Below are 14,878 nucleotides of genomic sequence, written 5' to 3'. Positions count from 1 at the left end.
CGCCGTATCCGGCCCGCTCCCTACCCGGTCGGCTACAGGGCGACGATCTGCCACTGCTGCCGCGTGTCCCGGGTGCAGGTGTACTGGTTGACGGCGGCTCCGTCGGCGGTGGAGGCTCCGTCGACGTTGAGGGCCAGGCCGCTGAGCCGGTCGGTGAGGTAGAAGTAGCCGTCGCCGGTGGGCGTCACGGCCCACTGCTGCTGCGGCACGTCGCTGTCGGACCAGATGCCCACGGTGCCGCCGTCCACCCGGGAGAGGGCGGCCACCTGCAGGAGGGTGCCGCTGTGGACGTTGCGGATCTTGTAGTAGCCGTCGCCGGTGGAGGCGAAGGTCCACTGCTGGTTGGTGTGGTTCTGCCAAGGCCACTGAATGACGGCGGTTCCGTTGGCGGTGGCGGCTCCCTCGACGTCGGCGACCTTGCCGCTGTTGCGGTTGACGAGCCGGTAGACGGTGCCGTCACCGGGCAGGACGCTTGACACCAGAGCGGGTCTGGCGGTGCGGCCGCCCATGTGCAGCCCGCCGACGTTGGCGTAGTCGCCGGTGGCGGCGTTGACCTGCAGTCGTACGTAGCCCACGTCACGGGCGGTCCACTCGGCCACCTTGGTGGCCCGGGTGCCGGCCCAGGTACCGGTGGCGACCTGGGTGAAGTGGGTGCCGTCGACGCTGGTGAAGATCGTGTACGAGGTGATGTCGCCGTCGGTGGATTCGTTGCGGTTCCACTGCTTGGGCAGGTACTCCAGCGTGGAGACGTCGCTCCACACCCCACCGAGGTCGACGGTGATCGACTGGGGGAGTGCCAGGCTGCCGGTGCCCGGTGTGCTGCTCCAGGTCGACCAGCACGTCTCGAAGCCCTTGTCGCTGAGGCCGTCGATCGCGTTCATCGGGCCCTCGCCGGGGTTGAACCCGGTGGCATACGCGCTGACCGGCGTCACCGGGTGCTCGGCCCGCGGCATCTGTGCCGGCAGCGGCGCCCGCGAGGTGTCCGGTCTCCACGCGGCACCGACCTCGCCCAGTCGCGTCACGATGTTGGTGTCGAGGACGCCGTTCCGGTTGGGCGGGCAGTTCAGGATGAACGAGGTGTACTTCGGTTCGAGATCGGCCAGGTGACCGAGGATCGACGCCTTGCTCATCGGGTCCGTCGTCGGTGTCGCCGGGTGCCAGAACCAGCCGTTGCTGATCGTCTGCCCCTGCAGGCTCGCGTAGGTGTTGCCAGCCGGGGAGGTGACCCCGAGCGGCTCCTCGAAGTAGATGGCGTCACCCAGGAACGGCACCGACAGGCCGCCGTGGTCGATCATGACGATGTCGGGCTGGAGCGACTTCACGTGCTCGCGGACGCGCTGGTAGGAAACGGCCTGCTGGCCCATCTGCCAGGCGTATCCGTCGGTGACGAACATGTCGATGGTGCCGTAGTTCGTCAGCAGTTCGGTGATCTGGCCGAGGACGAAGGTGATGTCCCCGGGCACGATCTCCTGGTCCGCGGGCACATGGTGACGAGCGTCGTAGGCCTGCACGTTGTAGGTGCGGTCCCAGATCGAGAAGTAGAGACCCACCTTCAGGCCCTCGGCGCGGAACGCGTCCACGTACTGCCGCACGACGTCGTGCTTGTAGGAGCTGTTCGCGACGTTCTGGGTGCCGTGGGCGCTGGGCCACAGGGCGAAGCCGTCGTGGTGCTTGGTGGTGAGCACGCCATAGCTCATCCCCGCCGACTTGGCCGCGGCCGCCCACTGCGCGCAGTCGACCGCGGTGGGTGCGAACAGCGTCGGGCTCTGGTTCGGGGCCGCCCACTCCTGGTTGGTGAACGTCCCCAGGTTGAAGTGGTTGAACATGCCGAACCGCAGTTCCGCGAGTCTGGCGAGATTGGTCTGGAGGTCCGCGGCGGCGGCCTGGGCGAGCACGCGGGGGGCGGGAAGCACGGGCAGTGCGCCGGCGGCCGCGGCGCCACCGGCGGCGCCCAGCAGGGTACGACGGGACAGTCTTCCTGACGGCATGGGTGTACTCCCGGTCTCGGGTGGCTGTCGGAGTCCACGCATGAAATTCGATGACGTGAGTGCCGTGCGTCAAGGGGTATGCGGGATGAAAGTGCCCAGTCATGGAGGGGAAATATCGGTTCTGTCCCTCTGTCTGACTGTTTGTGAAGCCGCAGACATACCATGTTTCCCGGACCCGCCCGTCCTCCCGTCTCAGATAGTAGGAAGTCCGAGTAATTGTGGAGACAGAAGCGCGCTCCTCCCTTAGTTTTGTAGGAGCCGAACGTCTCGCTCGATCAAGCGAATGACGGTCGTGAGCCGGGCCCCGTGCAGGCGACCCCTGCGGCACCGCTCCCCGTCCCATCCGGCGTCTCGTAACCCCCCTGTCTCTCCGCACCCCCGTGTGTCGAAGGAGTCGATTTCCATGGCCGAGACGACCGTCCGCCGAGTCCGCCACGTGTCCCGCACGAGCGAGTCCGACCGCAAGAACGCCGCCGCCGCCCTCCAGCGCGCCCTCGACCGCCGCGACAACGGCGGCGAGACCGGCCACTGAGTCGCACCAGACCACCCCGCCACGCGGTCGTACTGTCGCACCGTCAGCCCTCCTCGTCCGTATCGCGGACAGCGCATGTCATCCCATGGGACGAGGAGTAGGGTGCCGACATGTCTCGCAGCATCAATCTCGCAGTGATCCCCGGTGACGGCATCGGCCAGGAGGTCGTGGCCGAGGGTCTGAAGGTCCTCTCCGCCGTCCTGCCGCAGGATGTGAAGCTGGAGACCAGGGACTACGACTTCGGCGCCAAGCGCTACCGGGCCACCGGAGAGACCCTCACCGACGCCGACCTCGCCGCGCTCAGGCAGCACGACGCGATCCTGCTCGGCGCCATCGGCGACCCGAGCGTCCCCTCCGGCGTCCTGGAGCGCGGCTTCCTGCTCAAGCTCCGCTTCGCCTTCGACCACCACGTCAACCTGCGCCCCTCCAAGCTCCTGCCCGGCGTCGCCACCCCGCTCGCCGGTGAGCCGCAGATCGACTTCATCGTGGTCCGCGAGGGCACCGAGGGCCCCTACACGGGCAACGGCGGCACCATCCGCAAGGGCACCGAGCACGAGGTCGCCACCGAGGTCTCCGTCAACACGGCCTACGGTGTCGAGCGCGTGGTCCGCGACGCCTTCGCCCGCGCCCAGGCCCGCCCGCGCAAGAAGCTCACCCTGGTCCACAAGAACAACGTGCTGACCTTCGCCGGTCACCTGTGGACGAACGTCTTCGACCGGGTGGCCAAGGAGTTCCCCGAGGTCGCCACCGACTACATCCACGTCGACGCGGCCACCATCTACCTGGTCACCGACCCGGCCCGGTTCGACGTGATCGTCACCGACAACCTCTTCGGCGACATCATCACCGACCTCGCCGCGGCCGTCTCCGGCGGCATCGGCGTCGCCGCGAGCGGGAACATCAACCCGTCCGGCGAGTTCCCGTCCATGTTCGAGCCGGTCCACGGCTCGGCCCCGGACATCGCCGGCCAGGGCAAGGCCGACCCCACCGCCACGGTCCTGTCCGTCGCCCTGCTGCTGCGCCACCTCGGCTACGACGCCGAGGCCGCCCGGATCGAGGACGCGGTCTCCGCCGACCTCACCGAGCGCGGTGCGCTGCCCGCGCGCTCCACCTCCGGGATCGGCGACGCGCTCGCCGCCCGAGTAGCCGGCTGACCCGCCGGCACGAAGAGCACTCGAAGCACCACTCGAAGCCGCCGGGTCACCCTCGCACCCGGCGGCTTCCGCATGTCCCCGCCGGGTGCCACCATCATCCCCTGGGCCGCATTCCCCCCGATTCCTTCCGCCGCAGCCCCCGCGCGATAATCGAACGCGGAGCCGCGGTATGAGGCAATGCTCGGACGTCCTAGCACTGGCCGGAAGGCCGTACGGGCGTGAGCGCGGCCCGTCACTACAACCGGTGAAGGACAACCACTCATGACGACGCCCACGATCGAGCTCAAGCCCTCCGCCAACCCGCTGTCCGCCGCGGAGCGCGAGGCGATCCTGGCCAACCCCGGATTCGGCCGCCACTTCACCGACCACATGGTGACGATCAAGTGGACGGAGGGCCGCGGCTGGCACGACGCCCAGCTCGTTCCCTACGGGCCGATCTCCCTCGACCCCTCCACCCACGTCCTCCACTACGGCCAGGAGATCTTCGAAGGGCTCAAGGCGTACCGCCAGCCCGACGGCTCGGTCGCGTTGTTCCGCCCGGAGGCCAACGCCCGCCGCTTCCGCAACTCCGCCCGCCGCATGGCCATGGCCGAACTGCCCGAGGAACTGTTCATCGCCGCGCTGGACGCGCTGCTCGGCCAGGACACCGACTGGGTTCCGCCGCACGGCGGCGAGTCCTCCCTCTACCTGCGGCCGTTCATGTTCGCCACCGAGGCCGCGCTCGGCGTGCACCCGGCCAACGAGTACCTGTTCATGCTGATCGCCTCCCCCTCCGGCGCCTACTTCGCCGGCGGTGTCAAGCCGGTCACCATCTGGGTCTCCGAGGACCACGTCCGCGCCGTCCCCGGCGGTACCGGCGACGCCAAGACCGGCGGCAACTACGCGGCCTCCCTGCTGCCCCAGGCCGAGGCCGCCGCGCACGGCTGCGACCAGGTCGTCTACCTCGACGCGGTCACCCGCACCAAGGTCGAGGAGAGCGGCAGCATGAACGTCGCCTTCGTCTACGGCGACCGGATCGTCACCCCGGAGCTGACCGGCTCGATCCTGGAGGGCATCACCCGCGACTCCCTCCTCCAGGTCGCCCGCGACCTGGGCCTCGCCGCCGAGGAGGGCGTGATCACTCTGGAGCGGTGGCGTGAGGACGCCGCGTCCGGCGCCCTCACCGAGGTCTTCGCCTGCGGCACCGCCGCCGTGGTCACGCCGATCGGCCACGTCAAGACCAGGACCGACGCCTGGACCCACGGTGACGGCACGCCGGGCCCGGTGACCCTGCGCCTGCGCGAGGCCCTGCTGGGCATCCAGCGCGGCCTGACCGAGGACAAGCACGGCTGGATGCACCGCCTGGGCTGAGACCTCGGCGGGAGGGCGGCCGAGACGTTCCCCGCGACCACCTCGCCGGCGAACCCCAGGGCCGCCCCGGACTTCGTGTCCGGGGCGGCCCGCCGTGTTTTAGAGTGGTGCTCTAAACTTTGAACGCCGCTCTAAAGTCAGCGGCGAGGAGGTGCCCGGCATGCGACTGACCCCGACCGAACGCGACCGCCTGCTGCTGTTCTCGGCCGCCGAACTGGCCCGCGCCCGCAGGGCGCGCGGCCTGCGGCTCAACGTGCCGGAGGCCACCGCCCTGATCGCGGACACCGTCTGCGAGGCGGCCCGGGACGGCAGACGGCTCGCCGAGGCCGTCGAGGCCGCCAGGTCGGTGCTGGGACCCGCCGACGTGCTGCCGGGCGTCGCCGACATCGTGACCGAGGTGCACGTCGAGGCCGTCTTCGACGACGGCTCCCGGCTGGCGGTGGTCTCCGACCCGATCGGCACGGGCCTCGGGGAGCGGGCACCGGGCGCACTCCTGCCGGGGCCGGAGCACGCCGACCCCGAGCCGGTGATCCGGCTCACGGTCACCAACACCGCTAGCGTGCCGGTCTCCGTCACCTCCCACTTCCACTTCTTCGAGGCCAACCCGCGGCTGGACTTCGTACGCGAGCGGGCCTACGGGATGCGCCTGGCCGTACCGGCCGGGTCGTCGGTCCGCTTCGGGCCGGGCGAGAGCGTGGAGGTCGGGCTGCTCCCGATCGGCGGCGAGCGGATCGCGATCGGCTTCGCCGGGCTGGTCGACGGGGCGCTGGACGCGCCGGGAGCACGTGAGGAGGCCCTGCGCAGGGCCGCCGCCTGCGGATATCTGGGAGTGGAACGATGACCGTCGACCCCTACGCGTACGCCGCCACCCACGGCCCCCGCGCCGGTGACCGTATCCGGCTGGGCGACTCCGGTCTGGTCGTCCGCGTCGAGTCCGACGCGCAGCGCTACGGCGACGAGTTCCTGGCCGGCTTCGGCAAGACCGCCCGCGACGGCCTGCACCTCAAGGCCGCCGCCGTCCGCGAGACCTGTGACGTGGTCATCAGCAACGTCGTCGTGATCGACGCGGTCCAGGGCATCCGCAAGGTGTCCATCGGGATCCGCGAGGGCCGGATCCACGCGATCGGCCGCGCCGGGAACCCCGACACCCTCGACGGGGTGGACGTCGTCGTCGGCACGGGCACGTCCATCGTCTCCGGCGAGGGACTGATCGCCACCGCCGGTGCCGTGGACACCCATGTCCACCTGCTGTCCCCACGCATCATGGAGGCCTCGCTGGCCTCCGGCGTGACCACGATCATCGGACAGGAGTTCGGGCCCGTCTGGGGAGTCGGCGTCAACTCGCCCTGGGCGCTGCGGCACGCCTTCAACGCCTTCGACGCCTGGCCGGTCAACATCGGCTTCCTGGGCCGGGGTTCCTCCTCGCACGGCGCGCCCCTGATCGAGGCCCTGGCCGAGGGCGGCGCGTCCGGCTTCAAGGTGCACGAGGACATGGGCGCCCACACCCGCGCCCTGGACACCGCCCTGCGCGTCGCCGAGGAGTACGACGTCCAGGTCGCCCTGCACAGCGACGGCCTGAACGAGTGCCTGTCGGTCGAGGACACCCTGCGCGTCCTGGAGGGCCGGACCATCCACGCCTTCCACATCGAGGGCTGCGGCGGCGGACACGTCCCCAACGTGCTGAAGATGGCCGGCGTCCCGAACGTCATCGGCTCCTCCACCAACCCGACCCTGCCCTTCGGCCGGGACGCGGTCGCCGAGCACTACGGCATGATCGTCTCCGTCCACGACCTGAAGACCGACCTGCCCGGCGACGCGGCCATGGCCCGCGACCGCATCCGGGCGGGCACGATGGGCGCCGAGGACGTGCTGCACGACCTGGGCGCGATCGGCATCACCTCGTCCGACGCACAGGGCATGGGCCGGGCGGGGGAGACCGTCCGCCGCACCCTCGCCATGGCCGGCAAGATGAAGGCCGAGTTCGGCGCCCCGGACGAGCACGACAACGAGCGCGTCCTGCGCTACCTGGCCAAGCTCACCATCAACCCGGCCATCGCCCACGGCCTCTCCCACGAGGTGGGCTCCCTGGAGGCCGGCAAGCTCGCCGACATCGTGCTGTGGCGCCCCGAGTACTTCGGCGCCAAGCCGCAACTGGTCCTCAAGTCCGGCTTCCCCGCGTACGGCGTGGTCGGCGACCCCAACGCGGCCACCGACACCTGCGAACCCCTGGTGCTGGGCCCGCAGTTCGGCGCGCACGGCGCGACCCCGGCCGACATCTCGGTGGCCTTCGTGGCCAGGGCGGCCCTCGACCAGGGCAACGACTCGATGCCCACCCGCCGCCGCCGGGTCGCGGTACGCGGCACCCGCGGCATCGGACCGGCCGACCTGCGCCTCAACTCCCGTACCGGAGCCGTCGACGTGGACCGGCACACCGGACTGGTCACCCTCGACGGCGAACCGCTCAGCTCCCGGCCCGCCGACTCCGTCTCCCTCAACCGCCTCTACTTCCTCTGAGGATCACCATGTCCGCAGCCTCCGACGGCTTCCGCATGCCCGCCGAATGGACCCCGCACGAGCGCACCTGGATGGCGTGGCCGGGCCCCAACCCCACCTTCGACACCCCCGACGACCTCGCGGCCGCGCGTCTCGCCTGGGCCTCGGTCGCCCGCGCCGTGCGCCGCTTCGAACCGGTGACCGTGGTGTGCGGACCCGGCCAGTCCGCCGAGGCCCGGGCCCTGCTCGGCCCCGGCGTCGACACCGTCGAGCGCGAACTCGACGACGCCTGGATGCGCGACATCGGCCCCACCTTCCTCACCGACGGACACGGCCAACTGGCCGCCGTGGACTGGACGTTCAACGGCTGGGGCGCACAGCACTGGGCCCGCTGGGAGCACGACGCCAAGATCGCCGCGCACGTCTCGGACCTCGCGGGGGCGAAGACGTACACCTCGAAGCTGGTGAACGAGGGCGGGGCCCTGCACGTCGACGGCGAGGGCACCGTGCTGCTCACCGAGACCGTCCAGCTGGGCCCCGAGCGCAATCCGCACTGGACGAAGGAGCAGGTCGAGGCGGAGATCCACGCCCACCTCGGCACCCGCAAGGCCATCTGGCTGCCGCGCGGCCTCACCGGTGACTACCCTGCCCCGCCGCCGGAAGGGCGCCGGGGTGCCGCCGACGGCTACGGCACCCTCGGCCACGTCGACATCGTCGCCGCCTTCGCCCGCCCCGGCGTGGTGGTCGCGCACCACCAGCCCGACCCGGCGCACCCCGACCACGAGGTGACCAAGGAGGTCATCGGCCTGCTGAAGGCGCAGACGGACGCCCGCGGCCGGACCCTGGAGGTCGTCGAGGTGCCCGCCCCCACCGTGCTGGAGGCGGACGGCCGCTGGGCCGACTACTCCTACATCAACCACTACCTGTGCAACGGCGGTGTCGTGCTCTGCGCCTTCGACGACCCGCGCGACGAACTGGCGGCCGGGATCTTCCGCCGCCTCTTCCCCGGGCGGACGGTGACGCTGGTGGACGCCCGTACGATCTTCTCCGGCGGCGGTGGCATCCACTGCGTCACCCAGCAGCAGCCCAGGATCTAGGAGTCACGGATGGCCGGTGCGCGGAAGAACGCGCCACCGCGCGAGGAGGTCCTCGCCGCCGCCATGGGCATGATCGCCGAGCGCGGTCTGGAGAAGCTCACCATGGCGGCGCTCGGCCGCGAGGTCGGCATGAGCAGCGGCCACCTGCTGTACTACTTCCACTCCAAGGACGAACTGCTGCTGCGGACGCTGGAGTGGAGCGAGGGCCGGCTGGGCACCGCGCGCGGCCGGCTGCTCACCCGCCCGGCGAGCGCCCGCGACCGCCTCGACGCCTACGTGGACCTGTACCTGCCGGACGGGCCCCGCGATCCGCACTGGATCCTGTGGCTGGAGGTCTGGAACCGCTCGCAGAACGCCGACGACCGGGCCCGCGAGCGCCAGGCCGCCATCGAGGGCGCCTGGCACCGGGATCTCGTCGCCCTGCTCGCCGAGGGCATCGCGCGCGGTGAGTTCCGCCCGGTCGACGCCGACCGCTTCGCCACCCGGCTGAGGTGTCTGGTCGACGGCTTCTCCATCCACCTCGCCATCGGCCCGCGCGGCACGGACCGGGACCAGGTCGTCGGACACGTCCGGGAGTTCCTCGCGGACTCCCTCCTGGCTCCCCGCTGACTCCTCCTGGCTCCCTCCTGACTCCGGCCGGGCGGAGGAACCGGACCCGGCCCGGGGCGCGGGCCCCGGAGTCGTCCGCCGTGGCGACCGCATCCTGAGACGGGCGGTGAGCCGGGGCCGGGGCTGTGCCACACTGCCCTCGTGCTCTCGTTCGCCACGATTATTGGCAGCAGGCGCGCCGGTCCGCAGTGACCACCACGTACGACCAGGTACGGGTGGCCATCGTCGTCCTCGACCCGCGCGCAGACCTCTCGCACCCGCGAGAGGTTTTTTCGTTTTCCGGCCCACCTTCAGCCGGGAACGGAGCGCGAGGGACCATGAGGGGACGGTGGAGCCGGTCATTCCGGTAAGACCGAGATTGAACACAGGAGCCTTGAGACCATGACGGAAACCAGCCGGCCGGACGATTCGTTCCACGTCTTCGACACCACCCTGCGCGACGGCGCCCAGCGCGAGGGCATCAACCTCACCGTCGCCGACAAGCTGGCCATCGCTCGGCACCTGGACGACTTCGGCGTGGGCTTCATCGAGGGCGGCTGGCCCGGCGCCAACCCGCGCGACACCGAGTTCTTCGCCCGCGCCCAGCAGGAGATCGACTTCCAGAACGCCCAGCTGGTCGCCTTCGGCGCCACCCGCCGGGCCGGGGCGAAGGCGTCGGAGGACCCCCAGGTCAAGGCCCTGCTCGACTCCGGCGCCCCGGTGATCACACTGGTCGCCAAGTCGCACGACCGGCATGTGGAACTGGCGCTGCGCACCACGCTGGAGGAGAACCTGGAGATGGTCCGCGACACGGTGTCCTACCTCCGTGAGCAGGGCCGCCGGGTCTTCGTCGACTGCGAGCACTTCTTCGACGGCTACCGGGCCGACCCCGAGTACGCGAAGTCGGTGGTCCGGGCCGCCTCCGAGGCGGGCGCCGACGTGGTCGTCCTGTGCGACACCAACGGCGGCATGCTCCCCGCCCAGATCAACGCGGTCGTCTCCACGGTCCTCGCCGACACCGGCGCCCGGCTCGGCATCCACGCCCAGGACGACACCGGCTGCGCGGTCGCCAACACGCTGGCCGCCGTCGACGCGGGCGCGACCCACGTCCAGTGCACGGCCAACGGCTACGGCGAGCGCGTCGGCAACGCCAACCTCTTCCCGGTCGTCGCGGCCCTGGAACTGAAGTACGGCAAGAAGGTCCTGCCCGACGGCCACCTGCGCGAGATGACCCGGATCTCCCACGCCATCGCCGAGGTCGTCAACCTCACCCCCTCCACCCACCAGCCCTACGTGGGCGTCTCGGCGTTCGCCCACAAGGCGGGCCTGCACGCCTCGGCGATCAAGGTCGACCCGGACCTCTACCAGCACATCGACCCCGAGCAGGTCGGCAACACCATGCGCATGCTGGTCTCCGACATGGCCGGCCGCGCCTCGGTGGAGCTGAAGGGCAAGGAACTCGGCATCGACCTGGGCGGCGACCGCGAGGTGGTCGGCCGGGTGGTGGAGCGCGTCAAGGAACGCGAGCTCCAGGGCTACACCTACGAGGCGGCCGACGCCAGCTTCGAACTCCTGCTGCGCTCCGAGGTCGAGGGCAGGCCGCTGAAGTACTTCGACGTCGAGTCCTGGCGCGCCATCGTCGAGGACCGCCCCGACGGCACCCACGCCAACGAGGCCACCGTCAAGCTGTGGGCCAAGAGCGAGCGCATCGTCGCCACCGCCGAGGGCAACGGCCCGGTCAACGCACTGGACCGCGCCCTGCGCGTGGCCCTGGAGAAGATCTACCCCCAGCTCGCCGCCCTCGACCTGGTCGACTACAAGGTCCGCATCCTGGAGGGCAAGCACGGCACCCAGTCCACCACCCGCGTCCTCATCTCCACCTCGGACGGCAAGGGCGAGTGGTCCACGGTCGGTGTCGCCGAGAACGTGATCGCCGCGTCCTGGCAGGCGCTGGAGGACGCCTACACCTACGGCCTGCTGCGGGCGGGCGTCGACCCGGCCGAGTAGCCCGGGGCCGAACTGCCTCAGTGCCCCCGCCAGATGTTGTCGAACGCGGCCTGTTCGATCTGACGGCGCTGCCGTACCGCCTCCAGTTCCGTCACCGCGTCGCCCACGGCGGCCAGCACGCTCACCACCGCGTCGTCGACCGGCGCCCCGCCCGCCTCCTCGTCCGGCGCCTCGCGCAGCCCGAGCGCCGCGCCGAGCCCGGCGAGGACGGGCTCGCCCGAGGCCCAGCGGTCGGCGGCCCGGCGGCGGGCGGGGGAGTCCGCCGGCACGACCTTGTCCGTCGCCGGGAACGCCCAGCGGTGCCGCTCCCGCCGGACCTCCCCCTCCGCCTCCAGCACGTCGACATAGGCGGAGGACAGGCCGCGCCCCCGGCGCCACAGCCAGTCCTCCACCGACTCGTACGGCGCCTGACGCACCAGCGCGGACACCGCCTGGTCCAGCAGCCGGTCCTCCAGGGCCCACCGCGCACCGGGCACGATCCGCTCCCCGTGCAGGCTGAGCGCCTGCACCCCGAGGAGATCGACCAGCTCGGCTCCCGCGAGGGCCAGGGACAGGTCTCCCTGCGGGACGGAGCGGTCGGCGTCGGTGTCGAGCGAGACGATCAGCAGGTCGCGCGGTGTGGTCATGCGAAACGCCTTTCCCGGGTCGTTCGACGTGGCGGGCCCTGTCCTCATCGTCTGCCCTCGATCCGCCGACCGCCCACCGCGCCCCGCTGAAATGACCGGTTTCGACAGCCTTCGGGTAGCTTCGAACCATGACGGCTGCCCCGCGGACCCGAAGCCTCCCGGCCCTGCTGCTGGCGGCCCTGGCGCTGCTGTTCGTGAGCGTGCTGACGCCGGGACCCGCGACGGCGGCCGCGAACGGCGCCGTCAGCGGGTCCACGACCGGCTCCACCACCGGCTCCACGAGCGTCTCCACCGTCGCCGAGGCCCTGCGCGGCAGCCCGGTCTACGTCGACCCGGCGGCCTACGGCCAGTTCTCCGCCGCAGGCGCCCACGCGCTGGCCAAGCGGATCAGGGACGCGGACAAGCCGCTGTTCGTCGCGGTGCTGCCGGCCGGGTACCCGACGGCCCAGCTCTTCTCCAAGCTGCGCACGGCCACCGGCATCACCGGTCTGTACGCCATCCGCCTGGGTGACCGCTTCGACGCCCGCGCCGACCCGGTCGTCCTGTCGAGCGGCGCCGTGCACAACCTCGTCACCAGCGTGCAGGGCGAGGCGGCCGGGGCCCAGCTCACCGACTTCACCCGAGGCGCGCTCGCCAACATGGGCGGACGGGCCCCGGCGAGCTGGGGCGGCTCCTCGGGCGGCGGGCCCTCCAGTACGGCGGTGATCGCCGCCGGAGCCGTGGTGGTGGCCGTCGGCGCGGGCGCGTACGCCCTGGTCCGGCGCAACCGCAGGCGCCGCGAGGAGGAGCGGCAGGCCGCGCTGCGACGCCTGCGGGTGGTCGTCGACGAGGACATCACCGCCTTCGGCGAGGAGCTGGACCGCCTGGACTTCCACCCCGCCGAGGCGGGCGCCGACGACGCCATGCGCGCGGACTACGAACGCGCGCTGGACGCCTACGAGAACGCCAAGCAGTACATGGCGGAGGCCCGCCGGCCCGAGGACGTGCACGCCGTGACCCAGGCCCTGGAGGACGGCCGTTTCTCCCTCACCCAGCTGGCCGCCCGCCGCGAGGGCCGCCCGCTGCCCGAACGCCGGCCGCCCTGCTTCTTCGACCCCCGCCACGGCCCCTCGGTCACCGACGCCACCTGGAACCCGCCCGGCGGCACCTCCCGCGAGGTCCCGGTCTGCGCCGCCGACGCCACCCGGCTGGCCGACGGCCGCGACCCGGTCGTCCGCGAGGTGGACACCGACCACGGCCGCCGCCCCTACTGGGACGCGGGACCGGCGTACGGGCCGTGGGCGGGGGGCTACTTCGGGGGCGGGATCCTGCCCGGGCTGCTGGTGGGGACGGTGCTGGGAAGCGTGATGGCGGGCCCGTCGTACGCGGCGGACTACGGCGCCGGGTACGGGGGCTTCGGCGGTGACGACCAGGGCGGTGGTTACCAGGGCGACGGTTACCAGGGTGGTGACGTGTCGGGCGCGGACTTCGATCCGGGGGCCTTCGGGGGCGGGTTCGGGGACGGCCCGGGGGGCGGTGGGGGTTTCGGGGACGACGGGGGAGGAGGGGACTTCGGCGGGGGCGGCGGGGACTTCTGAGACCCGGACGCCTTCGCCCCGCCGCCCCGGGCCGCACCAGCCCGGCTCACGCCACCCGCGGCTTCTCCCAGGTGAGCGAGTAGCGCCGCAGCACATGGCGGCGGTACCGCACGCCCGGCAGCAGGCGTCGCGCGGTGGAACGCACCTGGGCGTAGCTCATCGCGGCGGCGGCGACCGGCATGCCCTCCGGGGCGCTCGCGCGGCGCAGCACCTTGGTGACGCGCACGATCGGCGCCGCCGCGAGGAACGCCGCCCAGTCCGCCGCGCTCGCCTCCCTCGCCAGGCCGACCACCACCAACCTGCCCCCGGGCCGCAGCAGCTCCCGCATCCGCACGAGGGCCGCCTCGAAGTCCATGTGGTGGACCGTCGTCACCGAGCAGACGAAGTCGAACCCGGCGCGGGGCAGACCGGCCTCCAGGAAGTCGCCCTCCAGGACGGTGACGTTCGGGCGGTCCGCCGCCGACTCCCGCGCGCGGGAGGCCATTTCGGGCGACCGGTCGATCCCGGTGACCCGCTTCACCCCTCCCGCCGCCAGCTTCCGGAGCAGCAGGCCGTCCCCGCAGCCCACGTCCAGGGCGTCGTCGCAGCCCTCGGGTAGGGCGCGGAGGATGCCCGGGTGCCGGGCCACGTTGGTGTTCCAGTAGGGGTCCGGACCGGACCGGTGCGGCGGGGTCACGCCTGCTTGATGGCCGAGATGTCGAAGTTCAGCTTGATCTTGTCGGAGACCAGGACGCCGCCGGTCTCCAGTGCGGCGTTCCAGGTCAGGCCCCACTCCGAGCGCAGGATCTCCGCCTTGCCCTCGAAGCCGACGCGCTCGTTGCCGAACGGGTCCTTCGCGGCTCCGTTGAACTCCAGCTCGATGGTGAGCGGCTTGGTGACGCCGAGGATGGAGAGGTCGCCGGTGATGCGGTAGTCGTCGCCGCCCAGGGCCTCCGCCTTGGTGGAGCGGAACGTCATCGTCGGGAACTCGTCCGTCTTGAAGAAGTCCGACGACTTCAGGTGGCCGTCGCGGTCGGCGTTGCCCGTGTCGATGCTCTCCATCGTGACGTCGAGGGAGGCGGTGGAACCGGCCGGGTCCTCGCCGTCCAGGTGCAGCGAGCCCGTGAAGTCGAGGAAGCTGCCCTTGACGTTGGTGACCATGGCGTGGCGGGCGACGAAGCCGAGGGTGGAGTGTGCCGGGTCGATCGTGTAGTCACCGGTGAGTGCGGCCAGTTCGGGGTTCACGGCGGCGGGGGTGGTGGAGGCGGCGGTGTCTGCGGTGTCCTTGCGGCCGAAGATGCTCATGGCGGGCTCCTGTGGGATGCTGTTGAATGTTCAACGAGTCCAACGGGATCGACCGTAGACCTATTCCATCCCGGTTTCAACGTCATCCGCGGGCGAGTCCCTGTCGTGTTCCGGCCGTGTTCCCCCCGGCCCCCGGCGCATACCCGTCGGCGTCGTTTCGCCTCCCCCGGCCCGGTGGTAAC

General features: G+C 71.6%; 13 protein-coding genes. 9 read left to right on the top strand and 4 right to left on the bottom strand.

Annotated features, from left to right (window positions below; translation table 11 throughout):
• Positions 1-32: 32 nt before the first annotated feature.
• On the bottom strand, positions 33-1,988 hold the full coding sequence (locus tag ACFYMM_RS22910; RefSeq protein ID WP_388389402.1) for an RICIN domain-containing protein: 1,956 nt from the start codon (positions 1,986-1,988) through the stop codon (positions 33-35).
• A gap of 403 nt (positions 1,989-2,391) precedes the next feature.
• On the opposite strand from ACFYMM_RS22910, the gene ACFYMM_RS22905 reads away from it, so the two are divergent.
• The 8 genes from ACFYMM_RS22905 to cimA all read left to right on the top strand — a co-directional run bounded on the left by ACFYMM_RS22905 (position 2,392) and on the right by cimA (position 11,209).
• Complete coding sequence (locus ACFYMM_RS22905; RefSeq protein WP_097286358.1) at positions 2,392-2,520, top strand: hypothetical protein; 129 nt, start codon at positions 2,392-2,394, stop codon at positions 2,518-2,520.
• Between the two features lie 110 nt (positions 2,521-2,630).
• Entirely contained in the window at positions 2,631-3,674 is a 1,044-nt protein-coding gene (locus ACFYMM_RS22900; RefSeq protein WP_388389400.1) for a 3-isopropylmalate dehydrogenase, read from the top strand.
• 261 nt (positions 3,675-3,935) lie between these two features.
• The gene (locus ACFYMM_RS22895) at positions 3,936-5,024 is read left to right on the top strand and encodes a branched-chain amino acid aminotransferase (RefSeq protein ID WP_388389397.1); all 1,089 of its coding nucleotides are present in this window, start codon (positions 3,936-3,938) and stop codon (positions 5,022-5,024) included.
• Positions 5,025-5,184: 160 nt separating this feature from the next.
• Positions 5,185-5,865, top strand: a complete 681-nt coding sequence (gene ureA, locus ACFYMM_RS22890; RefSeq protein ID WP_388389395.1) for an urease subunit gamma — start codon at positions 5,185-5,187, stop codon at positions 5,863-5,865.
• Positions 5,862-7,538, top strand: a complete 1,677-nt coding sequence (locus ACFYMM_RS22885) for an urease subunit alpha (protein WP_388389392.1) — start codon at positions 5,862-5,864, stop codon at positions 7,536-7,538. Before ureA ends, ACFYMM_RS22885 begins: the two co-directional genes overlap by 4 nt.
• A gap of 8 nt (positions 7,539-7,546) precedes the next feature.
• Positions 7,547-8,614, top strand: coding sequence for an agmatine/peptidylarginine deiminase (locus tag ACFYMM_RS22880; RefSeq protein ID WP_388389390.1), 1,068 nt, complete (start codon positions 7,547-7,549; stop codon positions 8,612-8,614).
• A gap of 9 nt (positions 8,615-8,623) precedes the next feature.
• A complete protein-coding gene (locus ACFYMM_RS22875) occupies positions 8,624-9,223 on the top strand; it encodes a TetR/AcrR family transcriptional regulator (protein WP_388389388.1) in 600 nt (199 codons plus the stop codon).
• Between the two features lie 381 nt (positions 9,224-9,604).
• A complete protein-coding gene (cimA, locus tag ACFYMM_RS22870; protein WP_388389386.1) occupies positions 9,605-11,209 on the top strand; it encodes a citramalate synthase in 1,605 nt (534 codons plus the stop codon).
• Between the two features lie 17 nt (positions 11,210-11,226).
• Here cimA and ACFYMM_RS22865 read toward each other — a convergent pair whose 3' ends face one another.
• Positions 11,227-11,835 (bottom strand): GPP34 family phosphoprotein, encoded by a 609-nt coding sequence (locus tag ACFYMM_RS22865; RefSeq protein ID WP_388389384.1) that lies wholly within the window; start codon positions 11,833-11,835, stop codon positions 11,227-11,229.
• Between the two features lie 128 nt (positions 11,836-11,963).
• Between ACFYMM_RS22865 and ACFYMM_RS22860 the strand changes: the two genes are divergently transcribed.
• Positions 11,964-13,412 carry a hypothetical protein gene (locus ACFYMM_RS22860; protein ID WP_388389382.1) on the top strand — a complete coding sequence of 483 codons (1,449 nt, stop codon included), beginning with the start codon at positions 11,964-11,966 and terminating at the stop codon, positions 13,410-13,412.
• A gap of 46 nt (positions 13,413-13,458) precedes the next feature.
• Here the strand turns inward: ACFYMM_RS22860 and ACFYMM_RS22855 are convergent, their stop codons facing one another.
• Both ACFYMM_RS22855 and ACFYMM_RS22850 read right to left on the bottom strand, forming a co-directional pair.
• Complete coding sequence (locus ACFYMM_RS22855; protein ID WP_388389381.1) at positions 13,459-14,088, bottom strand: class I SAM-dependent methyltransferase; 630 nt, start codon at positions 14,086-14,088, stop codon at positions 13,459-13,461.
• Positions 14,085-14,696 carry a YceI family protein gene (locus tag ACFYMM_RS22850; RefSeq protein ID WP_388389379.1) on the bottom strand — a complete coding sequence of 204 codons (612 nt, stop codon included), beginning with the start codon at positions 14,694-14,696 and terminating at the stop codon, positions 14,085-14,087. The genes ACFYMM_RS22855 and ACFYMM_RS22850 overlap by 4 nt, the downstream gene beginning before the upstream one ends.
• Positions 14,697-14,878: the final 182 nt, after the last annotated feature.

Origin of the sequence: Streptomyces sp. NPDC006739 (assembly GCF_042869815.1) — a bacterium.
Classification (GTDB): Bacteria; Actinomycetota; Actinomycetes; order Streptomycetales; family Streptomycetaceae; genus Streptomyces.
This window is presented reverse-complemented; position numbering and strand designations above follow the sequence as displayed.